Below are 24,688 nucleotides of genomic sequence, written 5' to 3'. Positions count from 1 at the left end.
AAAATTTTTAACTTAACCAAATAAGGAAAGCAAAAATGCAAACTACTGAAGAATTTGCAGGTCAAGTGGTTACCGATGTGAGCGCCACTTTGTCGGGTGTAATGACAAGTTTAGGTCATAAATTGGGATTATATGAAGCTATGGCTTACTCAGGGCCATATACTTCCATAAGCCTTTCAGAAAAACTTGGATTGGCAGAACGTTATGTTCGGGAGTGGCTTAATAACCAAGTGGCTGGACAATATATTGTTTATGACAAGACGAATAAAACCTATCAACTTCCCGATGCACATGTACCAGTTCTCGCAGACCCTGAGAGTCCTGTTTTTTTAGTACCTGCCCTTGAAGTTGCAGCGTCTCTTTGGCATGACGAAGACTTACTTAAAAATGTATTTAAAACAGGTGAAGGCATTTCATGGGGTGCTCATCATCATCGTTTATTCTGTGGCAGCGAATCACTTTTCCGACCAGGTTATAAGTCTTTTTTAATAAATGATTGGTTGTCGGCAATGGATGGCGTCATTACCAAGTTGCAAGAAGGTGCTTTGGTTGCTGATGTTGGCTGTGGCCATGGTGCATCAACAATAGTCATGGCGAATGCATTTCGTCAATCGAAGTTCTATGGCTTTGATAACCATTTGGAATCTATCAAAACAGCAACGGATAGAGCTTCATCTGAGCCTGCTCAGTCCAATACGTTTTTTGAAACTATCGATGCTCAGTCATATCCATCAATCGGGTTTGATTTGATTTGTTTCATGGATTGTTTACATGATATGGGTGACCCTGTTGGCGCGGCTCAACACGCATTAAAATCACTAAAACCTGGGGCCAGTTTGTTGTTAGTTGAACCGGCTGCAGGTGATGCTGTAGAAGAAAATATTAATCCAGTCAGTCGCTTGTACTACGCCGCATCAACGGCAGTGTGCACTCCCTGTTCACTTTCTCAAGATGTAGGGCTGGCTTTAGGTGCGCAAGCTGGCCAAAAACGTTTGTCAGAAGTCCTTGAAGAAGCCGGTTTTGTGAATGTGAAAAAAATCGCTGACACGCCATTTAATATTGTTATTCAAGCAAATCGTCCGGATTAAACAGTAAAAATGGCGAAAACTAAAATTCCCAAAAACCTTAACTCCCGTCCCATTATTGCGCTGCATGGGACGGCGAACACAGGACAGCAGTGGCAGTCCTTGCGAAAAGCGTATTCTGGCTATCGTGAGGTTATCTCGCCTAATCTACCGGGTTACGGCTGTCAGTTCAGCCCACCTAGTGTGGGGTTGACGGCCCGTTTGCAACCTATGTTGAACGACTTTATTCAGTTAAATCACCCTGTCCATTTAGTAGGGCATTCGTTTGGTGGTGCACTCGCGTTGCGACTAGCTGAAATCTTCCCCAATAAGTGTTTGAGTGTCACAGTCTATGAACCAACATCACTTGACGTATTTCGCCAAGCAACAGATCAAAAGGGGGTTCAATTGTTAAATGAAATACAGACTCTGGCAACCAAGGTTACCAATGCCTCACCTTTGCAGGCCATGGCATTATTCATTAACTTTTGGATGGGTAAGGGACATTGGCAAAGTTTACGAAGTGACGCTCAACAACAGCTTGCTCAATATGCAACGATTACCGCCCAAGACTTTAAAGATGGCTTATTTGAAGTTGAATATCCATCTGAATATCAACCTTACTCAGGTCCTGTAAGGCTGATATTTGGTGATAAAACAGTGGAGATAGCAAAACACATGAGTCATCTACTGGCGGGGAAACTGCCAAATGCTTCTCTGCTTCAGTTAAATGGTTTAGGGCATATGGGGCCTATCCAGAATCCGGCTGCAGTCAACCAAGCAATTATGCAGCATGTTGAGGGAATTCATCGCAATTAACATTTTATAGGTTATGCTTGTTCAGTGCCTGATTTATCCGTTCGCGAGTGACTCCTTGGGTAAATGGAAGTACCCTAAAAAAATAATCATGGGCCAGATCTGGCCTTTTCTTTTTGGCTCTAGCAGCCCAGAAAGCGGCTTCTTTTTCATGTCCAGCTAACGAATTAGCCACTGTTGCTAAAATATCCATCAAAAATAAAGCGCCGGGTTGCCTAACCGCATGATTAGCCCATATTCGCGCATTTTCATAATCTCCAGAAGAAATATATGAGAATGCCCTAACACCATAAAATCCATATAAAAACGGATCTAATGGGCTGAGCTCTATAGCTTGGGAAGCATCTTGCTTTGCATCGTTAGCATTATTAGACATCACAGAAGCTAAGCCATGGGAATAATACGCTTGCGCAAAATTGGGGTTAATTGAAAGCGAACGTTCTAGCCAAGGCAAACTATCTTCAGGCCCCTCACTCAACCAAAAACAACGGCCCATGGCAAAATTAGCAAATGCATCTAGGGGATCAAGTTCAATGCTTCGCTGCGCACTTCTTTTCGCCTCAACGGCTTCAAGAACTGGATCGCATCCAGAATATCGATTAAATACATTTTGATACTGACAACTCGACAAACCTGCGTAAGCCCTAGAGAACATAGGTTCTAATTTAATTGCCCGAGTAAACAAGCTAATGGCTTTCTCATTATCTAGCTGGGTAAAACGATAGAGGTGAGCCATGCCTAAATGATACGCCGCCCAAGCATCCAAATTTTCAATCGGTGAAAGTTGTGCAATTTGCGCTTCATTAGTCGATATTTGTACCTCTAATGTTGCCACGGCTTTATTGACAATATCTGTACGCATTTGATGAATATCATCTAGCTTGCCTTCTATTCGCTCAATCCAAATCACGTCTTGGCTTAGCAAATTACTCAGCTCTATGGTCAACGTCAGTTTTTTGTTCACCCTTTCTATGCAACCTGAAAGACAATATTTTGCCCCCGTATGTGAAACTATGGTGTCACTTTGAACATCGGAACTAAATTGAAATGAACTTGCCCTGGAGATAACTTTCAACCAACGCAAACGTGATAAACCTAAAATGATGTCGATTACAAATCCTTCAGGCAATATGGCGAATTCATTTGAAGATTGAATACAGGTAAAGGGCAATACAATAATCGATGGTTTGCGGTCTTGAATGGAGGCAGTGTCTATTTCTTGCTGATGTGGCTTTACAGAATCAGTCGCTAGTTCAGTTTGAAAATCTAAGGTGGAAATATCCCCGACAAAACGAAATCCGCGACCGTGTATTGTTTTTATCAGTTTTTGGGCGGAACCATCATCACCGATGGCCTTTCTGGTAGATTTAATGCGGCTTGATACCACCGAGTCTGACAGTGGTTTACCTTGCCAAATTAAGTCAATAAGTTGATCTTTACTTAAAACTCTATGGCGATTTTCGATTAACACTTGCAGTAAACAGAATACCTGTGGCTCAACGGCAATCACAACGTCTCTGCACCTGAGTTCTACTTTTTCAGTATCTAATTGATAGTCATTAAATTGATAGATCATCCCCCTCTCCTTAGGTTCGCCGATTTACTAATTATAATCCATAAATATTAGCCAATGGTTTTAATCTATTGGGGTAGAAAAAGAATGCCCAATGACTCCTAATCGCGCTGAAATTTAACATTGATTTAGGATAAATAAAGCCTGTTCAATAGACAAATAAAAGCAGCTAGCGTATCTGATTCGTAACTCTATTGCTCACATAATCAATATCCAGTCACTTTGATTAGATTCAACTTACCCTAAACTGCGTAGTGAAAATTGAAAATTGAGTGTTGGGAATACTAAAAATCCGTGGATACATTCAATCAATACACGCAGCTATCTATTACACTTTTAAGTAAGCCAATATCACGTTAGATAAAATTATGCAGAAATGGAATTTTAAACATCAAGCTTGTTCGATATTCAGTATAGCCAGCCTTTTGAGCATCATGCTAAGCCAATCTAGTTTAGCAAGTTCCACACAGACAATTGCGCAAACCGAACAGACTGTGCCAGGGGATAATGGCCAATTTAATATCTTTTTAGGTGCGACAATTAATTCTTTCAACGAGGTGGTATTTACTAGTCGTTTAATTAATACCAGCGAAGGTGAAAACGATGATACTGGAATTTATCGAATGTTTGTGCCCCGAACCCTTGGTCCAGTGGTGCTGACGCTTGAAGAGGTTGTAAGAGAAAATCAATTTCTGACCGTTGGTGATCGCTCGTTTCATCTCAACGATCTGTATATTTCGAGCGCTTTTAAAATTACCAATACGCCAGCTCCAAGTTACTCAGCAGCTGGCGATTTTACGAATTTGGCCTTGATGTTACCTTTGGTGCCGGGTTCTAACGACCTGGGTAATTCAATTATTGCTGTTGAATCAGTAAACTCCTTTGTTCTTGTTGCCGAGGCAGGCGCTACTGTCCCATCATCTAATGGAGAATACCGTGAATTTAATATCGCTAGTTTAGCTGGGATTAGCAGCAACAATAACGTCATATTTTTTTCCGCATTAAACAATACTGAAAATGACACACTAGACAATACAGCGTACTTTAAACGTTTTAACGACAACTCAATTGTCGAACTTGTCCGTAAAGGTGATCCCGCAAATGGTGGGGTTTTAACCCACCCTGCCGGGCTACAAACTAACGATTATGGCGACGGAGTATTTTCCGGTTTAAATGACTCAGAAGACGACTATAACAATTCAGGTTTATATAAAGTTTCCGGCACCAGCTACTCCCTTGTTGTCCATGAAGGTGACATAGCTCCCACCGGTGAAATAGAAAATCGCTATTTTTCTGAATTATATGATGCTCGCATTAATAATCATCAGCAAATAGGCTTTAAGGCGTTGTTACGAGATGAAAACGGTTTAGCCAACGGCTCAGGATTGTTCTTAGCCGACACCTTATCAACCAAAATGATTTTACTAAAAGGGCAAACAACCCCCGATGGCACTGCCACATACGGCGACTTACTTAGCCGCTTTTCAGCTAAACCACGTGCCGCTTTGAACGATTTAGGGCAATTTGCGCTAATCGTCGATTTATTAACAGAAACTTCGCAAATTGACGGGGTGTTTAGAGCATCAGAAACAGAGGTGATCGAAATAGCAAGAAAACACATGAGCTATGAAGACGGCACTTTGCGAAACTTTAAAGATCCGGCAATAAACAATAATGGCTTAGTGGTATTTCAGGCCGATTTAGCTTTAGAAGAAGTGTTCGATGATGAAGGCCCTTATTTACGCACCGAAGATATTTTGATTATCACTGATGGTATTCATTATGAAACCATAGAACGTGAAGGACGAGAACATAACGGTAAAGTTATCAGTGAGATTTTTTTTAATAATAATCCTGTTGGTCCAGCGAATGGTTTAAGCGATACAGGTACAGTGGCATACAAAGTAAGATATGAGGATGGTCATCAAGGGATTCTTGCTTGGACACCGGATTTTGGTTGGCGAACCGATGTTGAAGAAGGAGACTGGGATGATGTGTCACGTTGGCATTTTGGAGGCTTACCTGACCAATTTACCGATGTGATTATCAATCCTGAACAGAATATCGACATACTAGGTCCCATTGCCGACACAACAATCAAATCACTTACTTTAGGTGGCAGTGCCGGCAGTGTTCATATTACTCTGCAAGATAGTATTTTGAGCGTGACTGAAGGTTTGACAGTGCATATTGGTTCAAGCATTTTTGGACAAGGTAGCTTAGATTCAGTGGTGTTAAATGAAGGTCTAATAGAGGTATTAGCAAATCAATCGTTAACGATATCCGCTGAGACGACCAACAAAGGAGTGATTACCGTTAATGGGGCAAGTAATTTACATTTTCTCTCGAGTTTTATAGGAAAAGAAATGATTCAAGGTGATGGCACCGTCACTTTTAATGGCGATATACAGTTAGCTGATGAGCCAAGCCTATTGACCATTCAAGGCAACATGAATTTAACTGAAAATAGTTCACTTCACATAGAAATTGAAGGAGCAGAACGAGGAGTAAGTTATACATCAATAGATGTTGGTGCAATTGCCACGTTGGCAGGAACACTGCAAGTAAGCTTGTCGGATAACCTCAGTTTAAATAGTGGCGACACCTTCGAATTGCTGTTGGCAGAACAGATTTCAGGTGAGTTTGATAACCTAGTCGTTGCTGATTTAAGCGAACAAGGCTTACAAATTTCCATCAACCAAACGGCCTCTAAGCTAGAATTAGTGGTAACTCAGGATGCCGATGATGTCGAAACAGATACAAGCTCTGGAAGTGGTGCGATAAATATAGGCTTGCTTATATTATTGCTGCTCCCCTTAATAAGAAATGCTGTTAGCAACAAAAAACTTGAGCAGGCTTAAACTAAATTTATTGATTAATTTAGTGATTGAAACCCAACAACATCATCAATCAACTCAAAACCCGTCATACGTATTATCGATCCTCAAATATATGTATTGTCGATGACAAACGATTTATTTGATAGCGAATGTACTGTTGCAAAACAACGCTATTCAACTAATGTATAATATTGTTTGTCTGGAATTTCGCTATTCTGTCTGAATCAAAAACAAGTACCTAACGTTAAAAGTTAACGTGTATGGAGTTCTTATCAGCCGCAAACGCTTTTTTACTGTGTTCATGTTTCCGTTGTTGTTAATTTAATAAAAAGCATGTTGTGCTGTCCATTCTTATTTATGTAGTGATAAAATCGCCGCATTCATACTTACACTTAATACCCCATAACATATTTGCCCTTAAGTAATAGTATAATTATTGAGCACAAAATTAATGCTGTCGAGAATCCCCATACTTATTCGTAAATACAGGGAATTCATATCATAGCCAACCTTTTAGATTTACCTTAGTTGCACAAAGATAAAAATTTTTATGAAAATACCGCGCTCATTACCGTTACGCATTTTAATCATAGTGCCCTTTACATGTTTGCTTATCATTGCAACTGTTGTTTTCGCTGCGGTGTCATACAACAATAATCGCGCAGTTGCGTTGGAAATGGCCCACGCCTTCAATGAGTTAATTACTCAACATGTCGAAAATTATATTAATAATATGACAGAAATGATGCCTGCTTTGGTATTAAATAATGCACAAGCATTAAAAAAGGGGGTTCTTTCCAGCGATAAACCAATTCACAATTCTCCTTGGCTACTTAGTCAATTACGCCAGTCTGATCAGCTTAACTTTGTTACCTTAGCTTTTAATGATGGACGTTACATCGCGGCCTCCAGACCACCTCTAAATAGCAACTCCTTAGAAATTGCCACAAACATATTGAATAGTGATGGCCACCTGCAAGGCTTTTCAATAAATGATCAAGACTTGCCAAATAAACAGACTAAAGACATTGGTCCCTACGACCCGCGACTACGGCCGTTTATGCGTTGTGCGGTAACCCAAACCAAAATACCTTGTTGGGGCAATGTTTATCAGTATCTCGAAGGGGAAAAATACGCGATTAGTTTCTCGCAAGCAGTTACCAATAAACAAGGCGAGGTAATTGCCGTTGCCGCCGTTGACTTTAGCTTAGAGCGCCTAAATGAATATATAAATAAACTCAAATTAAATAACGACAGTATCGCCATCTTGTTTGAACAAGACGGCACTCTACTTGCCTCTTCTAGCCAGCATTATTTGCTAGCCGATCCGCAAAAAAATACACGTTTTACGCTGAGTAACCACCCTAGCACTGTTTTAAAAAAGTTGGCGACATATCAGCATTACCAATCTTCAGAACAACTTATCGAGATACAAGGTCGCGATTACCTTTTAACACTGAAAGATATTCAACTAGGTTATGGAAAAGTATGGCAATTAGCTGTTTTACAACCTCTTGACGTGACCATTTCAGTGATTCAAGGTAAGACCTCAAACACGATTATTCTGATGATAGTGACCTTATTGTCCATGGTTGCGCTAGGAGCAGCACTAACTAAACTGATTGCCAAACCAATAGAAAATATAAGTAATATGGCCCTAGACGGAGCCTTGAGTGAATTACAAAAAGCGCCTTTTCAACAAAGTTTTATACCGGAAGTTCGAGGCTTGTCGGCAAGCTTAGCTCGTTTGGCAGGAGCTCAACTCCAATCGATAGCTGAGCTTGAACAACGGGTGGCTGAACGCACCATAGAACTAGAAAACGCAAATGCAAGATTACTCGCGCTTTCTCAGCGAGATCCTCTGACCGGCATTGCTAATCGAAGAGTTTTCGATGAAACCTATGCACTTCAATGGGCCTTGGCGTTGCGTCAACAAACCCCTTTGGCAATTATTTTATGTGATGTTGATCAGTTTAAAGCGTTCAACGACAACTATGGTCATCAACATGGTGATTCCGCTCTGATTCGAGTGGCAACTTGTATTCTAAAGCAAATTCAACGTCCTACCGACTTACTTGCCCGTTACGGTGGCGAAGAATTTATATTGGTATTGCCGCAAACTGATGAAAAAGGCGCGTGGGAAATAGCAGAAAAAATTCGCCAAGCAGTAATTACAGAAAACATTCCGCGCGATGATCTACAGGACCATCCGTATATTACTTTAAGTGTGGGCTACGCATCTATGGTTCCAGCAGCTGAGGACAATTTGGAAATGTTAATTAGTCGAGCTGATAAACAACTCTATCTTGCGAAACAAAACGGCCGTAATCAAAGTCAGCCAGAGCCTCAACTTTCTAAGTAGATGTGAATGGGATTCTTTGAAACTCACATTAGCCAACGCCATCAACTTATCACAATCAAGACAATAGCCGCGATCAATTGTTTTTTGGTTCATTCTAATATGTGTAAATATTGAATAAGATAATTCGTTATTATCCAGCATATGATATTGGCCACTTCAATATCAACAAGGGAAGTTCATGAAACACTTTACACAAACACCTCTGCTCTGCAAGTTAGTTTTATTGAGCTTTGTCCCACCTCACTTATGCAAAGTCACTTAGTAATGATGCAGCGAGCTGTAAAGAATTAATCTTTGAATCTGACGGCAAAAAAATGTCAGGTTTAATTTATCAAGCTGCCGGCAAAGGGCCTCAACCAAGCGTACTTTTATTACATAGCTGTTTTGGCAACGACACAACTAAATTAAAGTAAAGTCGCTGGAGTAGCGACTTTACTTGAATCAAAACGTGTTGCGTTATTATGATAATTTGGCGAGGGTAAACTTAGTATCTTCTGAGCGCAGTAAATAAAGGGCGAAACACGCTGCCCACATAGGCCATGCAGCAAAAAACAATAAGTTATTGAAGGCATCAAAATACTGCCCCATTGCAGATAAAGTTGAGCCGCCATGGAGTAAGAAAATAAGTCCGTACGTCAAACGTTTTTTCACACCGGCTAAAAAAGCGAACACTAAAATAAGCTGTAATGCGCCTAGCACATAAGCCATAGTTTCTCCCATCCCCGGTATAGAATAAAAATGCTCAAAAATTTTGATACTGTGTCCTGGATTGACAAATTTATCTAATGTCCAAACAAACATGACGAGGAAAACCCCTAGTCTTAGTGATAAAAGAGACCACTGTAAGCGGCTCCGAATTTCGTTAGGAAGTACTTCACTCATTTAAATTCCTTAGTAGCACAGTTGATTTTGATATTGTTAAACGTCTTTTATCGACGCAGTTATTGGCGTAGGTAAGATTTAAGCCCCCTCTACTGCCATCGACCTGAGAACAGGAATAACATCAGACCGAGTTTTCTAATTTTTCTTTCAGGTTTTTTAAATTCAATATAGCTTTCACGCTAAGTAGTGGATTTTTAGAGACCAATAACGGCAATTGGATTTTGTATAACGCCAATTTATAAATGGGTATTTGCCAATGGGATTAGGAAATTAGTCTCTTATAGGGCAACCTAAGGCATAATTATTTTTCATATATATGACTAAATTTCCAATTATTTGGAATAAGTGTGCAATAAAAATCGGCGGCGCTAGGTCTCTAGGCTCAGAGTGATTAATTATAGGAACAGCAATGGTAACCAAATCACAGCAGTTGTTAGTCGGTGTTAGTTTGATTATGACCTATCCCGTTGCAGCTCAAGAAAATAATATTGAACATGTAATAGTGACAGGCGAAGTGCAGCCCGCCCTTGTTTTATCGCCTAAAAATGCAGTCATCGATGGCCCATTTGGGAAAGATAAAAACTTAACGGAAATCGCTCGCTCAGTGTCTTCAATTTCTGCTGATATGCTAGAGCAACTGTCTATTGATGATTTGCAAGACGTGCTGACGTTAGTGCCAAACACCTACTCAGCAAGTGGCTTTGGCGCACCGAGTCTACCCACAATTCGTGGTCAATTAGGGGAATTATTCCAACAAGGAATGCGACGTCAAGCAGGTAACAACGGCTTTGGTATTCCACTGTCTTTTAACAGCGTGGGACAAATTGATGTAGTAAAAGGAGCTCCCTCTGTCATTTTAGGGACAAGTCAACGAAACGGTGGTTTTGTTAACCTAAACAACAAAGTCGCTTCTTTATCAGGGACGGATATCAAATTTCAGGCCAATGCAGGCAGTTGGCAACACTATCGCGCTCAGTTAGATATAAATACAGCCATTGAAGAAGGCAAAAGTGGGATTCGCGTGAGTGCCGAGTATATCGATAACGATAGCTACTTCGACTATAGCGGATTTCAGAGTGAAGATTTATTCGTGACATTACGCCTGCTCCCCGATGACAAATCGAGCTGGGATATCAGTTTCGAATATTATGACGTGGATTTCACTGATAATGCAGGAATTAACCGGCCTACTCAGAACTTAATCGACAATGGCCTGTATATTACCGGTCAAGGGGTGCAACCAAACGGCTCACTAATTCCCGGTGCATTTGCGGTTGTATCGCCAACCGGCGAAGTGGAGATTCCCCGCAGCACAGTACTAACCGATCCAGATAATATCAATACGGCACAAACCTATGTTTTTCATAGTACTTACCAGCGAGAGTTAAATTCAATTCATAGCTTAACTAACCGTAGTTATTTTCAATATTTAGAGCGCGAAGAAATCGCACAAAACAGCTTTGTCGAAATTATCGATGGTGCCAAAACAGCTCAAAACCGACTTGAAATAAATTCAATTTGGCAGGCTGAACAACAAACAACTTGGGGCATTGATATTCGTTACAACGATGTTTTGGGATACAGTCAATTTACCACAGAAGCTGACTTGCCGATTGATTTGTTGGGCACGATTGAACAGCGTCGAATTCCGCTGACAGATGCGCAAAAATCTCGATTAGTTGAGTTACGACCAGGGGTATTTGTGTCTCCCGGCGCCAACTACGATGTAGATGGAGATGGCGTAAATGACTTTTCATTATCTGACACCACAGACTCCACAACTTGGCAAACAGGGTTGTTTGCTGAACAGGAAAGTGACTGGAACGACCGCTTTAGCACTACCCTTGGTATTCGCGCCGATCATTACAATGTTGAGGCCAGAGATGCTTTGCCGCCACAAGGACAAATTGCAGCTCAAGATACATTCTCTAAATGGTTATACTCAGGTTCAGCTTCTGCGCGTTTCAAATTAACCGATTCTGTGGTGACCTATGCGACATACAGTTATAACGAAGCAACCTCAAACAGCATGGGCGGCGGCACAGTATTAGGTGCAGATAACAAAATCAGTCCACTGAACTTTGCAACCGAAAACACGTTGTACGAATTGGGTATGAAATACTCTCCTGCCGACACACCTTGGTATGCAGATGCGTCAATCTTCGAACAAACTCGCAGTTTACGCAATCGCGACGGCAGCAACACAGGCATTATCGCTGACGGCTTCGAAGCCCAAGTATTTTATCAAGGACGTGCGTTATGGGCCAACCTAGGATATAGCTATTTAGATGCTCGATATGATAATTCTGCCAGTGCACAAGACTCTCAGCAAGTGGCTGATGCATTTGACAACTCTCGTCCTGACATCATTCAAGGCACGGGTATAGGTGCACCTAACTTTGCCGGTTTTGCAGCTTCAAACCAACGAGTACAAGGTATTCCACAGCAGACAATTTCGGCCAGTGCAGGCTATCAGATATTGGATAACTGGGATGTCTCAGGTTCGGCGATTTACACTAAAAGTTACCCTCTGGATTACCTTGCTAGCGTACTTATACGGGATCAAATAACCATTAACATTAACACTAATATTGCTCTTTCTGAACAATCGAATTTGCGCTTCGAAGTGCGTAATTTAACCAACGAAAAGAATTGGCGTCCGGTATTTGAGGGCGGCTATTTTGGATCAACTCTAGTTTTCCCTGAACTTCCGAGAAATGTTCAGTTAACCTACACATACAATTTTAAGGCTTAAACCCAACATGAACAGTAAACGTTTAATATTGGTCATAGTAATTGCAGCATTAATCGCCAGCTTTTTTATCTTTGATCTTAACCAATACCTAACCCTAGAAAGCTTAAAGAGCAATCAACAATCATTGGCTGGATACATTGAAGCTAACTGGTTAGTGGCATTTTTTGGCTACTTAATTATATACGCTGTGGCAACGGCCTTGAGTGTACCAGGCGCAGCCATTCTGACGCTAGGTGCAGGCGCATTATTTGGGTTTGGTTGGGGTTTGTTACTTGCCTCATTCGCGTCAAGTATTGGCGCAACCTTAGCATTTTTAGCATCTCGCTTTTTATTGCGTGATTGGGTTAAAAGTACCTTTTCGAAAAAGCTTGAGTCAATCGACAAAGGGATCGAAAAAGACGGTGCGTTTTACCTACTTAGTTTGCGCTTAGTTCCCATATTTCCTTTCTTTATCATTAATTTAGTAATGGGTGTTACCAGTATCAAAACCTGGACTTATTATTGGGTTAGCCAAATAGGCATGTTGATTGGAACCGCGGTCTACGTTAACGCAGGTACACAGTTAGTCGAAATTAATCAATTGTCTGACATCATTTCTGGTGATTTGATTTTATCCTTCGTGCTATTGGGTATCTTCCCTATTCTCGCTAAATTCATGCTCAGTGCATTGCAACAACGTCGTGTCTATAAGGGCTGGAAAAAACCCAAAAAATTCGATCGCAACCTAGTTGTTATTGGAGCAGGTTCAGCCGGTTTGGTTACCGCTTATATTGCTGCAGCAATCAAAGCAAAAGTAACCTTAGTTGAGCGTCATAAAATGGGTGGTGACTGTCTGAATACCGGTTGTGTGCCATCTAAAAGTTTATTACATGCTAGTAAATTAGCCCACATTCACCACACCTCGCAAAATGCAGGCGTAACCTATGATGCGCCAAAAGTAGATTTTAAAGCGGTGATGAACAAAGTACATAGCGTGATTAAATCTATTGAGCCTCATGATTCTGTTGAACGCTACGAATCCTTGGGCGTGAATGTAGCCATTGGTAATGCCACCATTGTTTCTCCGTGGCAGGTTGATATTCAAACCGAAGATGGCGTGCAATCCCTGACCACCCGCAATATTGTTATTGCTACCGGAGCTCGTGCATTTGTGCCTGATATCCCAGGTTTAAAAGATATTGACTACTTAACTGCAGATAATCTTTGGGAGATTCAAGAACAACCTAAACGCATGATAGTGCTTGGTGGAGGTCCAATTGGTTGTGAATTATCACAAGCGTTTGGTCGCTTAGGCACCCATGTGACACAAATAGAACGTGGCGAGCAGGTATTAAGTAAAGAAGATCCAGATGCAGCCAAGCATTTACAAATTCAGCTTGAAAAAGACGGTATCGATTTACGCCTCAACACGAGCGCAATGGCGGTGGAAACCACCAGCGAAGGCAATGTGTTAGTTGTTGAGTACGAAGGTAAAGAAGAACGTATTCCGTTTGATAAAATTTTAGTCGCTGTTGGTCGCCAAGCGAACTTAACCGGTTTTGGTTTAGAGAAACTTGGTATCGAAACAGACCGTACTATTATCACCAATGACTTTTTACAAACCAAGTACCCTAATATTCTGGCCGCTGGAGATGTTGCAGGTCCTTATCAATTCACTCACACTGCGAGCCATCAAGCTTGGTATGCAGCAGTGAATGCGTTGTTCAGACCTTTTAAAATCTTTAAAGTGGATTACAGCGTTATCCCTTGGGCGACCTTCGCTGAGCCAGAAATTGCCACAGTAGGTCTAAATGAAGTAGCCGCTAAGCAAAAAGGTATTCAAGTAGAAGTGACTCGGTATGACATTGGTGGGCTAGATCGGGCACTGGCTGATGATCACGCCCGCGGTTTTGTTAAAGTGTTAACCAAACCTGGGAAAGACAAAATACTCGGTGCAACCATAGTAGGGGCAAATGCAGGCGAACTATTAGCCGAATTCGTTTTAGCCATGAAACATGGTTTAGGATTGAATAAACTATTAGGTACGATCCATATTTACCCAACGATGGCTGAAGCCAATAAAAACGTGGCCGGCAACTGGAAGAAAAATAACGCACCGCAAAAACTATTGGCATTTGTTGAACGTTTTCACGCTTGGCGACGTAAATAAATGGGTATCCGGCGTTTTTGAATTGTTGCAAAGCAAATATCTAACTTGCTAGTTAGCATGCCTGCGCCCTACCAATGTTTTAAGGTAATAATAACGTTGCGATTAACCTAGTGGTTAATCGCTGCGAATTTCTTCTTTTTGACGCATTTTTATGAATGATAGTTTAACGGAAAATAATATGTTCACGTCTTTAAGTAAAATTAAAAACATCGTTATCAACAGTGTTATGGCAAGTGTATTATTTGCTGTTTTAGTGTGTGCAAAATCCTACGCTGCTGACTTCGATCATGGTTTTGACAACTACAACCAATTATTAGCGCACGTTGTGCAAGTCTCCGATGACAAAAAGCAAACCCGAGTAAAATACCAACAATTGGTTCTCAAAAAAGATGCGTTAGAACGAGCTTTAAGTGCGTTTTCAAGTGTAACTAAGAGCCAATATGATGGTTGGAATGAGCAACAACAACTGAGTTTTTTAATCAACGCTTACAACGGTTACACTTTAAAGTTAATTGTTGATAACTGGGAGCAATTTAAACAAGGCGACGCTCAATCCATTCGTGACTTAGGTTCATTTTTTAGCTCCCCCTGGAGTAAGAAATTTTTTAATCTGTTGGATAAAAAGCACAATTTAGACGACATTGAGCATGAAATGATTCGTCAGTGGTTTAAAGAGCCCCGTATTCATGCGGCATTAGTTTGTGCTGCAGTATCATGCCCTCCCCTTCGCAATGAAGCTTTTACAGCAGATAACCTCAACGCTCAACTTGATAGTCAAATGCACTTATTTTTAGCGGATAATAGTCGTAACGAAATCATCGTAAAAGGACAACAAGGTGAAGCATCGCTTTCTTCAATTTTCCAATGGTACCGTGAAGATTTTGAAAAAGGACAGCAAGGATTTAGCTCATTATACGACGTCCTTAATATGTATAGTGACGCATTAGTGGACAGTGATAGCAACGCACAAATCCAGCGTGATATCATTAAAAAAGGCAACTATCCCATCACATTTAAAGATTATGACTGGCGATTGAATGATGTGGCGAACTTTTAACGTGGCAGTAACAACGTCTATGATGAGCAGAGCTACCCTGCCAATAACAATGCTATTGCTTGTGTTGAGTAGCGTAATGCCGTTTGCCCATGGGCAAGAAACTCAGCGTGCAACCGCGACCATAGTGACCACTAGCCCAGAATGGCAAAAAACCTTAACTGAAGCTAAAGGCCAGACCGTGTATTTTTACGCATGGGGTGGCTCAAAGCCAATCAATGACTATCTGCGCTGGGCAGCGCGGGAAATTGCCAGTCGTTACAAGATCCGTCTGCGCCACGTTAAAGTTGCGGATATTAGCGAAGCCGTGAGCCGTTTAAAAGCCGAGTCAGGCAACCAAAGTGCCATCGACTTGCTTTGGATAAACGGCGAAAATTTCAGTTACTTAAAACAACAACAGTTGTTACTCGGTAATTTGTGGTCAACCATTCCCAATAGTGCAATGCTGGCCACCGAACAACTTTCGTTACAGAGTGATTTTGGTGTAGCCATAGAAGAATTTGAAGTACCTTGGGGCGTAGGCCAGTACAACATTATTGCCAATCAGAATATCTTTGCACTTAACAGTGCTGACAAACAGAACTTAAACTTCACACCGGCAAGTATTCTGCAAGCTGCTAAACAACACCCTGGCCGACTTAGTTATCCAAGACCGCCAGAGTTCCATGGCACAACATTTTTGAAGCAACTTATAGTGGCTCTTAGCAACAACGATAAACGATTATTTGAATTCGCAACCCCAGAAGCCCAAACAAAACTACTCCCCCTGCTGTGGGAATATTTAGACCAATTGCATCCATTAATCTGGCAACAAGGTCGTGCCTTTCCGAGTTCAAACACCGAGCAACTTTTGCTGTTTCAACAAAACAAATTGGATATGGCCGTCAGTTTCAATCCAAATCAATTAAACAAAGAGCAGCAGGAAAAGCGCATATCGGTCTCGGCACAACGTTTATATTTCACTCAAGGCGCTATTACTAACAGCCACAATTTGGCTATTCCAAAGGGCGCACAAAGCCCATCAGGGGCAAAGGTTGTGATCAACTTCTTATTAAGTGAAGAAGCACAGAATCAAAAATTACATGGCAGTTGGGGTGATCCTGCGGTGATTAGGCCGTTATTAGATCCCGCATCAACGCTCCCCTCGCAACAAGAACTGCATAGCTCATGGCAACAAGTTATTGAAGATCAATGGCAACAAAAATACGGCGCTTAACGCTTAGTACCGGCTGGTTGATTGTTACATTAGTGGCAGGACTTCCCCTATTTGGAATCATCGTCGGTATATGGCCTTCAGTCGCTATATCTTGGAATGATATAGCGCGTTTTTTTGCATACAACGGCTTAGCATCTACGGTATTAAGCACGCTGGCGTTATCGTTACTTGCTCCTTTATTGGCGCTTTACATTGCGTTTATGGTGTACAGTCAATATCGTTTTAACCCTCGTTGGCAAGCGCTAGAAAAGCGACTCGCCCCGCTATTATCGTTACCTCATTTAGCCGTTGCCTTGGGTTTAGTTTATTTATTTAGTTCTGGTGGTATGCTGTGGTCCTCCCTTTGGGGAGTATTTGGCTATTACCCACCACAATGGCTAGGTTTACCACACAAAAGCTTAGTCACAATGTTGTTCGCAATCAGTATTAAAGAAGTTCCATTCTTTTTATTAATATTCAGTGCCTTAGGCCGTCAGTTAGCGATTAAAAATTGGTTGTTACAAGGCAGAGCTCTAGGACACAGCGAAAGTGCTAGTTGGTGGCTGTTGGTATTTCCTATCATCTTAAAACAATCACGTTTAGCGTTGCTCGCCGCTATGGCCTATTCCTTGTCCGTGTTAGATATAAGTTTATTGGTAGGCCCTAATATTCCGGAACTTTATGCTGTCGTGCTATATAACTGGCAGACCGGTTTTACTGCTGAACAACAAACCTTGGCTTTTGTTGGTAATCTTGTACTTTTAGTTTTGTTAGCTCTTTTAATTGTCGGCATTTATCTGCATGAATGGTGGGCAGTCAAACGTTTACGCAATCACGCAGTAAAAGGAACTAATTTAAAAATCGTTCGAATTAGCCGTCTATTTACCCATTGGTTAGGTTTTTTTAGTCTGTTAACCCTTGCTATTTTAGTGACTTTTTTGGTCTGGTCGTTAGGCTGGAACAATCAAGGAACAATTAACACCTTAAGCAGCGTAAATTGGTCTTTCAGATTATGGCAAGACGAATGGTTTTTTATGCAAGGGCCGTTATTGAACAGCCTCTACATTGCTTTATTAAGTGGTGTCATAGGTGTGTTCATGGCAATTTTAGCCTTGGAGCTACAACGTCAAAGCACAGTTTATTTGCCCGATTATATTTGGTTAATGGCGATTCTTTTACCGCAACTGGGCATGGTATATGGTTGGCAAATATCACATACAGCTTTGAATGGCGGTTATCATAGCGGTTGGATAATCCTGTCACACCTGCCCTTCACCTTTGCTTATAGCTACCTTGTGTTGCGCGGCCCGTTTCAGAGTCTGGATCGCCATTTTGAATTAGTCGCCGCCAGCTTTGGATACAATTACTGGCAACAATTTTGGAAAATTCGCATGATGTTGCTGCGACCCGCAATGTTAAGTGCTCTAGCGATCGCTTTTTCCGTCAGTGTTGCCCAATATATTCCAACTTTAATGATCGGAGCCGGCCGCGTGACCACAATCACTACTGAAGCGGTTGCGATAGCCTCTGGTAACGAACAAAATATCACTGCGATCTATATGTTAGTTCAAGCTTCATTGCCTTTTATTGCCTTTTTTACCGCCAGTATAATGGCACAACGTGTCCGGGGAAGTTTCGATGTTACACATTAGCCACTGTAAAATTTTTATGGAAAACGGATGCATCGAACTTCCAGAAATACGCCTTAAAAACGGCGAGTTGTTGGTATTGACTGGCCCAAGTGGTATGGGAAAATCTACTTTTTTGCACTGGCTGTTAGGAGACACACCAGAGCATGCTAAAGTCAGTGGTGATATAACCTTGAACGATGTGCAGCTTAACGCTGTCAAGATAGAACAGCGCCGTATAGGTTTGTTGATGCAAGATGTACATCTATTCCCTCATTTAACCGTGCTAGATAACATTTGTTTTGCTCTACCTAAGCATCCAACAAACCAACCCCCTAATAAATTAAATAAGCATCAACGTCGTGACCTAGCTTTAGCCATGCTAAATAAAATTGATATGGGTTACGTCGCCAAGCATTACGTTGAACAACTAAGTGGTGGCGAACGCTCAAGAGTGGGGTTAGTAAGAGCACTGGCAAATGAGCCAAAAGCACTGCTAATGGACGAACCTTTTGCAGCACTGGATCCGAAAACCAGCGCCCAAGTGAGTCAATGGGCATTTGCGCAACTTCAAACTCGAGGAGTGCCAACTATTATGGTCAGTCACGACCTAGATAATATTCCTGCACAAGCCCAACACTTAGACTTAGCTGATTTTTATCGCAGTCTATAATAATAAATTCACTTTTAAAAAAATGATAAGCCATTCATAAGTGAAAACCACTAATAACAAGGTAAACCATGATTGACCCTCTATTAAATCGGCTTTTGAAAAAACCTCTTTGTTGCCTAGCGAAACGGCTAATTAAATGGGGTATTACTGCAGACTCAGTAACCTTTGTGGGTTTTATAGTTGGAATGTTAGCGATACCGGCGATTATGTTCGAGCACTATTATGTGGCATTAAGTTTAATTTTGTTAAACCGATTAGGAGATGGATTGGACGGCGCTATCGCCAGAGAAACGGCCCCTTCTGACGCCGGTGGTTTTTTAGATATTACCTTAGATTTTATTTTTTATTCTGCCATTGTTTTTGCATTTGTATGTGTCAATCCACTGGAAAATGCAATTGCTGGCAGTTTTCTAATGTTGTCTTTTATGGCCACTGGGGGGAGCTTTTTAGCCTTTGCCATTATGGCTAGCAAACATGGCATCGACAGTCCTAACTATCCACAAAAAAGCTTACATTATATGGGTGGCCTAGCAGAGGGTTTTGAAACGATTTTGGTCTTGTGTCTATTTTGTTTGTTGCCCACTCATTTTGTACTGATCGCCAGTGTGTTTGCGGTCATTTGCTGGTTAACGGCAATTATTCGCATCTGGGTAGGTTATAACACTTTGCTAGCAACCAAAGATTAATCACTATGGTTGCTAGGTTTATCCCGAAAAGGCATTAACAGCACAGTTCCAATACCTGTATTGCTAGACTCATTGGGGTAGTCTTTTAATCCCAATTTTAGCCCATCGTCTCCTGCTTCGGCTTGTTTAGTGTAACTATTAAAAAGACGGTCCCAGATAGACAAACAGAAGCCATAGTTGCTATCAGTCTCTTTCACTACCTGGCTATGATGAATACGATGCATGGCTTGGGTAACCACCAATTTACGCAAAGGCCATTCTAACCAACTGGGCAATTTAATATTGCTGTGATTAAAAATCGCACTTCCATTGAGCAATATCTCAAAGATTAAAATCGCCTCAACCGGCACGCCTAAGATTAAAATCCCCAGAGCCTTAACCAATAAACTTAGGGCTATTTCAATCGGGTGAAAACGCAATCCAGTAGAAGCATCTAAATGGGGATCGGCATGGTGAACTTTGTGTAAACGCCATAAAATAGGCACTCGATGGAATAAACGGTGCTGCCAGTAAATCAAACAATCTAGCATAATCACGGCCAGCGAAATCACCAACCAATCGGGCATACTTAGAATATTAAGTAAACCAAATTGCATGTTATCAGCGAAAATAGCGACAACTGCCAGCCCGGCAGGAACGAATAGCCGCCCCACAAGTGCACCACAGAACACCAAAAAAAAGTTGCTGAGCCATCTTTTCGATCGCGCTACAGGAGATACCCGATTGGGCAATATCGCCTCCCACAACATCATGATCACTAAGACCGTTAAAAAGCTACCCATTCGCAGCCATGCTTCATTTTGCATATTGATTCAATACCATTGTTAAACAGATTTCAAAACTAAGTCTAAAACAATTACTGACCGTACCTATTTGTTCATATATCATAAGGCTATAAAACATGGATATTACAATAAGATCGGAGTACTCACTATGAAGACCTTGGTTAGCCTCATTAGCTTTCTCGCTATTTTACTTGTTGCACTACCTGGCCCGTTATACAAATATGGAATTTTAGAGCTCGGTCCAGCTTTTACAGCATTGCGCTACGGAGTTTTCGCCGGTGTTGGGGCAATTATTCTGATTTTAATTCAAGTGATTTTTTTACGTAAAAACATCAGTTGGGCAAGTGTAACAGTATCTGCTGTTTTGGCATTAGTTGCCGTTGGTTTACCCCTTAGCATTATGAATAAAGCTAAATCTGTACCTCCGATTCATGATATTTCAACTGATCTTAGCAATCCTCCTCAATTTATCGCCATAGCAGACTTACGTGCAGATGCGCCTAATCCAGTTGAGTACGCCGGTGAAGAAACGGCTAAACAACAACGAGAAGCCTACCCGCAATTAACCCCTCAAACATTCTCTCAGCCTAGTTTGCAAGTCTTCAGTGCTACAGAAGCTGCCATTAAAGATTTAGGTTGGGAATTGGTTAATGCTGACAAAACATTAGGTATTATTGAAGCAACAGATACTACAGCCTGGTTTGGCTTCAAAGATGATGTGGTTGTTCGCATTGCTAGTAAAGGACCAGACACCATTGTTGATATCCGCAGCAAATCCCGTGTTGGTAGAAGTGATCTCGGCAAAAATGCTGAGCGAATTGAACAACTCATCGCTACAATCAAGAGTCATCTATAAAACAAATTAAGCCCTCAATATTTCATTTAGATAAAATATTGAGGCTTTTTGTGACGACCAAGATTCCACTAAAACCAAAGAAAAATATATTCTTTCTTATATGCTGTACAATTCTATGTATATAAAGTTTGAAACCTTGCGCTGTGGTTACCTATTTTGGATTTAATTAGATAAACATGAGACGATTTTTAAAGTCAATACAATCGAGGTTAGTGTTACTCATTTTTTTGGTTGCTCTTCCGGGGATATTGGCTCTTGTTTATATGTCAATCCTTGAGCGCGAGCATGCAATTCATGAGGCCCAAGAGGAAGCACTAAAAACGATAGATATCACCACAAATTTTCAATCTTTGTTGATTAAAAGAACTGAGAAATTTTTAAAGCACCTAGCGACATTTAGCGCGGTGTTAACGCCAGATTCAGCTGAATGTAGCGCGTTGTTAGCCGATATAGTAAAAATTAAAGATACCTACATAAACATTGGTGTACCAAACGCTAGTGGGGAGTTGGTATGTAACGCTAAACCACTCAAGCAACCGATAAATGTCGCTGACCGTGCTTATATCCAACAAGCGATGGCAAATAAACAATTTTCGATTGGTGAATATCAAGTAGATAGAGCAGCGAAAGTAGCCAGTATTAACTTTGCGTATCCCGTCTTAAATCCGCAAAATAATGATGTCATTGGAGCTGCGGTAGCCGTGCTCTCGCTTGATTGGTGGAGTAAACAACTTTCCGATTCTCGTTTACCGCCAAATTCAGTAGCGTACATAACGGATCATGAACAAAAAATACTGGCCGCCTTTCCTGCTGATGCTAACTTACTGGGTTCGGACATTTCAATTATTCAAGGTAATCTTCAAAAATACGATTCTACTTTTAAGGTCGATAACCAACAGCGAATTTTTGTTAAAAAGCCACTATTCAATGATAGTGAAGTTATTAATATTCTCGTCGGTATTCCTTTCGGAGAAGAGCTTAACGCGATCAATTCACGTTTAATCATCACTGGTATTGTGCTACTTCTGATTGTATTTTTAATGATTATCATCGCCAGTTGGGGTATTCAAAAGACTTTAGTTATCCCTTTAAGAAACCTGTTGCAATCAACAAAAGATTTAGAGTTGGGTAAAGATATCGCCGATATACCTGAGCAAGGTTCATCTGAGCTTATAGAATTGCAACACCGCTTTATGCTGATGGCCAAAACTCGCTTAAACGCTGAAAGACAACTGCAAGAAAGTCAACAATCCCTATTAAAAAGTGAAAAAGAGTTTTCTGAACACATAAAGAATACCCCACTTGGCTGCATTTCTTGGGATAAAAACCTTATTTGTACTAAGTGGAACAAATCTGCAGAAAATATATTTGGTTATACTGCGAATGAGGCAATAGGTAGACATGCCTCAGATCTTATTTTGCTACCCGAATTAGAAGAAGAACTCATCAATGTTTATCAGTTACTGCTAGATCAAAAAGGAGGCAGATGTAATACCAATGAGAACTTCACTAAAAACCGCAACGTTATAATTTGTGAATGGCACAGTACACCAATCTTAAATGAATTCGGTACTGTTATTGGCGTAACTTCGCTGGTCCAAGATGTGACCAAAAATAAGCAGATTGAAGAACAGCTCAAGTTAGCTGCCAGTGTTTTCTCCCATGCCCGCGAAGGCATCATCATCACCGATATTAAGGGAGATATAATCGACGTCAATCAAACCTTCGTCAATATAACAGGGTATTCACGAGAAGAAGTTTTAGGTAAAAATCCAAGCATTCTAAAATCAGATAAACAATCTGCAGATTTCTATCAAAAGCTGTGGAAAGCAATTTCAGAATACGGTTTTTGGTGCGGAGAAATCTGGAATAAACGTAAGAATAATGATGTTTATGCCCAACTGCTAACCATTAGCGCCGTAAATGATGCCAATGGTAATGTAAAAAATTATGTGGCCATATTTACCGATATTTCCGAGTTTAAAGAGCAGCAAAATAAACTTGAGCACATGGCCCATTACGATGTTTTAACTAACCTCCCCAATCGCACACTATTGGCAGACCGGTTAAAGCAGGCAATTTCCCAAAGCAAACGCAATCAGAGATTATTGGCTGTCGTATTTTTGGATTTGGATGGGTTTAAAGAAGTAAACGATACCCATGGGCACAGTTTAGGTGATGACTTGTTAGTGGTTATTGCATCTCGACTAAAAGAGGCCATGCGAGATTGCGACACATTATCACGCTTCGGTGGTGATGAATTTGTTGCCGTATTAGCAGATTTGGAGCAATTACAAGATTTCCAACCGATCATAAACCGGATGTTAAAAGCCGCTTGCGTACCAGTAACTTTAGGCAATATCACCCTAAAAGTCTCAGCAAGTATAGGTGTTACTTTGTACCCTGCCGACCAGACCGACGCCGACCAACTTATTCGTCATGCTGACCAAGCAATGTATTTGGCCAAGCAAAAAGGCAAAAACTGCTACCACCTATTTGATATCAAATCTGAAGATGCTATCAAGGTGCGTCATGAAAGGTTACAAAATATTCGAACCGCGTTAGACAACCGCGAGTTTGTGCTGTTTTACCAGCCTAAAGTAAATATGAGAACCGGAGAAGTTATTGGCGCCGAAGCATTAATTCGTTGGCAGCATCCTGAACTAGGACTACTGTCTCCGGCGGAGTTTTTACCTTTCATTGAGAACCATCAGCTGAGCATAGACGTTGGCGAATGGGTAATTGAGGAAGCGTTACAGCAAATAGGTAAATGGCAAAAAGATGATCTTGTGATCCCTGTTAGCGTCAACATTGGTGCACTGCAGATTCAGCAGAATAATTTTGCTGAGCGGCTAGCAAAGCTACTACTTGCCTATCCTGATATTGCACCCAACTTATTACAACTAGAAGTCTTAGAGACCAGTGCTTTAGAAGATCTGTTAGATGCGTCAGAGACCATGAAAAACTGTATAAATTTAGGGGTGAGTTTTGCGATTGATGACTTTGGAACCGGTTATTCTTCACTCACTTATTTAAGAAGATTACCTGCCAACTTAATCAAAATAGATCAAATCTTTGTGCGAGACATGTTAATCGATCCTGACGACAGAGCCATAGTCGCGGGTATAGTCGCCCTGGCTAAATCTTTCAATCGGAATGTTATTGCCGAAGGAGTAGAGACTGTTGCCCACGGCGTTACGTTACTTCAACTTGGTTGTGACCTAGCACAAGGTTATGGTATTGCCCGACCAATGCCAGCTCAGGATATAGTTGCATGGACGGCGCAATGGAATACTGAGCAAATATGGCAAACATGGGTAACTGACAATAAAAGCTAACAAAGACTTCAGTAGAGCTAAAATCGAAACTC

At 41.1% G+C, this 24,688-nt stretch carries 16 protein-coding genes; 13 read left to right on the top strand and 3 right to left on the bottom strand.

Features of this window, described 5'->3' with window-relative positions:
- Window positions 1-35 precede the first annotated feature (35 nt).
- Complete coding sequence (locus VUI23_RS07305; protein WP_342807534.1) at window positions 36-1,088, top strand: class I SAM-dependent methyltransferase; 1,053 nt, start codon at window positions 36-38, stop codon at window positions 1,086-1,088.
- Window positions 1,089-1,097: 9 nt separating this feature from the next.
- Complete coding sequence (locus tag VUI23_RS07300) at window positions 1,098-1,883, top strand: alpha/beta hydrolase (RefSeq protein WP_342807532.1); 786 nt, start codon at window positions 1,098-1,100, stop codon at window positions 1,881-1,883.
- 4 nt (window positions 1,884-1,887) lie between these two features.
- On the opposite strand, the gene VUI23_RS07295 is transcribed toward VUI23_RS07300, so the two are convergent.
- The gene (locus VUI23_RS07295) at window positions 1,888-3,456 is read right to left on the bottom strand and encodes a winged helix-turn-helix domain-containing protein (RefSeq protein WP_342807530.1); all 1,569 of its coding nucleotides are present in this window, start codon (window positions 3,454-3,456) and stop codon (window positions 1,888-1,890) included.
- Window positions 3,457-3,821: 365 nt separating this feature from the next.
- On the opposite strand from VUI23_RS07295, the gene VUI23_RS07290 reads away from it, so the two are divergent.
- Window positions 3,822-6,314 carry a hypothetical protein gene (locus tag VUI23_RS07290; RefSeq protein WP_342807528.1) on the top strand — a complete coding sequence of 831 codons (2,493 nt, stop codon included), beginning with the start codon at window positions 3,822-3,824 and terminating at the stop codon, window positions 6,312-6,314.
- Between the two features lie 529 nt (window positions 6,315-6,843).
- Entirely contained in the window at window positions 6,844-8,655 is a 1,812-nt protein-coding gene (locus VUI23_RS07285; RefSeq protein WP_342807527.1) for a sensor domain-containing diguanylate cyclase, read from the top strand.
- Between the two features lie 459 nt (window positions 8,656-9,114).
- Here VUI23_RS07285 and VUI23_RS07280 read toward each other — a convergent pair whose 3' ends face one another.
- Window positions 9,115-9,537 carry a hypothetical protein gene (locus VUI23_RS07280; protein WP_303500168.1) on the bottom strand — a complete coding sequence of 141 codons (423 nt, stop codon included), beginning with the start codon at window positions 9,535-9,537 and terminating at the stop codon, window positions 9,115-9,117.
- 409 nt (window positions 9,538-9,946) lie between these two features.
- Here VUI23_RS07280 and VUI23_RS07275 point away from each other — a divergent pair, with 409 nt between their 5' ends.
- From VUI23_RS07275 to VUI23_RS07245, 7 genes are all read left to right on the top strand, one after another.
- Window positions 9,947-12,292 carry a TonB-dependent receptor gene (locus VUI23_RS07275; RefSeq protein ID WP_342807525.1) on the top strand — a complete coding sequence of 782 codons (2,346 nt, stop codon included), beginning with the start codon at window positions 9,947-9,949 and terminating at the stop codon, window positions 12,290-12,292.
- A 7-nt stretch (window positions 12,293-12,299) separates the two neighbouring features.
- A complete protein-coding gene (locus tag VUI23_RS07270; RefSeq protein WP_303500170.1) occupies window positions 12,300-14,441 on the top strand; it encodes a bifunctional TVP38/TMEM64 family protein/FAD-dependent oxidoreductase in 2,142 nt (713 codons plus the stop codon).
- A 178-nt stretch (window positions 14,442-14,619) separates the two neighbouring features.
- Window positions 14,620-15,498, top strand: a complete 879-nt coding sequence (locus tag VUI23_RS07265; protein ID WP_342807524.1) for a DUF547 domain-containing protein — start codon at window positions 14,620-14,622, stop codon at window positions 15,496-15,498.
- Window positions 15,499-15,574: 76 nt separating this feature from the next.
- Window positions 15,575-16,711 carry an ABC transporter substrate-binding protein gene (locus VUI23_RS07260; RefSeq protein ID WP_342808259.1) on the top strand — a complete coding sequence of 379 codons (1,137 nt, stop codon included), beginning with the start codon at window positions 15,575-15,577 and terminating at the stop codon, window positions 16,709-16,711.
- Window positions 16,687-18,342, top strand: a complete 1,656-nt coding sequence (locus tag VUI23_RS07255; RefSeq protein WP_342807522.1) for an ABC transporter permease — start codon at window positions 16,687-16,689, stop codon at window positions 18,340-18,342. The genes VUI23_RS07260 and VUI23_RS07255 overlap by 25 nt, the downstream gene beginning before the upstream one ends.
- Window positions 18,329-18,991: an ATP-binding cassette domain-containing protein gene (locus tag VUI23_RS07250; protein WP_342807520.1), complete on the top strand. Its 663-nt coding sequence runs from the start codon at window positions 18,329-18,331 to the stop codon at window positions 18,989-18,991. The genes VUI23_RS07255 and VUI23_RS07250 overlap by 14 nt, the downstream gene beginning before the upstream one ends.
- A 68-nt stretch (window positions 18,992-19,059) precedes the next feature.
- Window positions 19,060-19,677 (top strand): CDP-alcohol phosphatidyltransferase family protein, encoded by a 618-nt coding sequence (locus VUI23_RS07245; protein WP_216050355.1) that lies wholly within the window; start codon window positions 19,060-19,062, stop codon window positions 19,675-19,677.
- Here the strand turns inward: VUI23_RS07245 and VUI23_RS07240 are convergent.
- A complete protein-coding gene (locus tag VUI23_RS07240) occupies window positions 19,674-20,483 on the bottom strand; it encodes a sterol desaturase family protein (protein ID WP_342807518.1) in 810 nt (269 codons plus the stop codon). The genes VUI23_RS07245 and VUI23_RS07240 overlap by 4 nt on opposite strands.
- Window positions 20,484-20,610: 127 nt before the next feature.
- Here VUI23_RS07240 and VUI23_RS07235 point away from each other — a divergent pair, with 127 nt between their 5' ends.
- Window positions 20,611-21,318 (top strand): DUF1499 domain-containing protein, encoded by a 708-nt coding sequence (locus tag VUI23_RS07235; RefSeq protein ID WP_342807516.1) that lies wholly within the window; start codon window positions 20,611-20,613, stop codon window positions 21,316-21,318.
- 263 nt (window positions 21,319-21,581) lie between these two features.
- Entirely contained in the window at window positions 21,582-24,656 is a 3,075-nt protein-coding gene (locus VUI23_RS07230; protein WP_342807514.1) for an EAL domain-containing protein, read from the top strand.
- The last annotated feature ends 32 nt before the right edge of the window (window positions 24,657-24,688 follow it).

Source organism: Alteromonas sp. M12 (assembly GCF_037478005.1).
Taxonomy (GTDB): domain Bacteria; phylum Pseudomonadota; class Gammaproteobacteria; order Enterobacterales; family Alteromonadaceae; genus Aliiglaciecola; species Aliiglaciecola lipolytica_A.
Note: the sequence above shows the minus strand (reverse complement) of the source record. Positions and strands in the feature narration are given on the sequence as shown.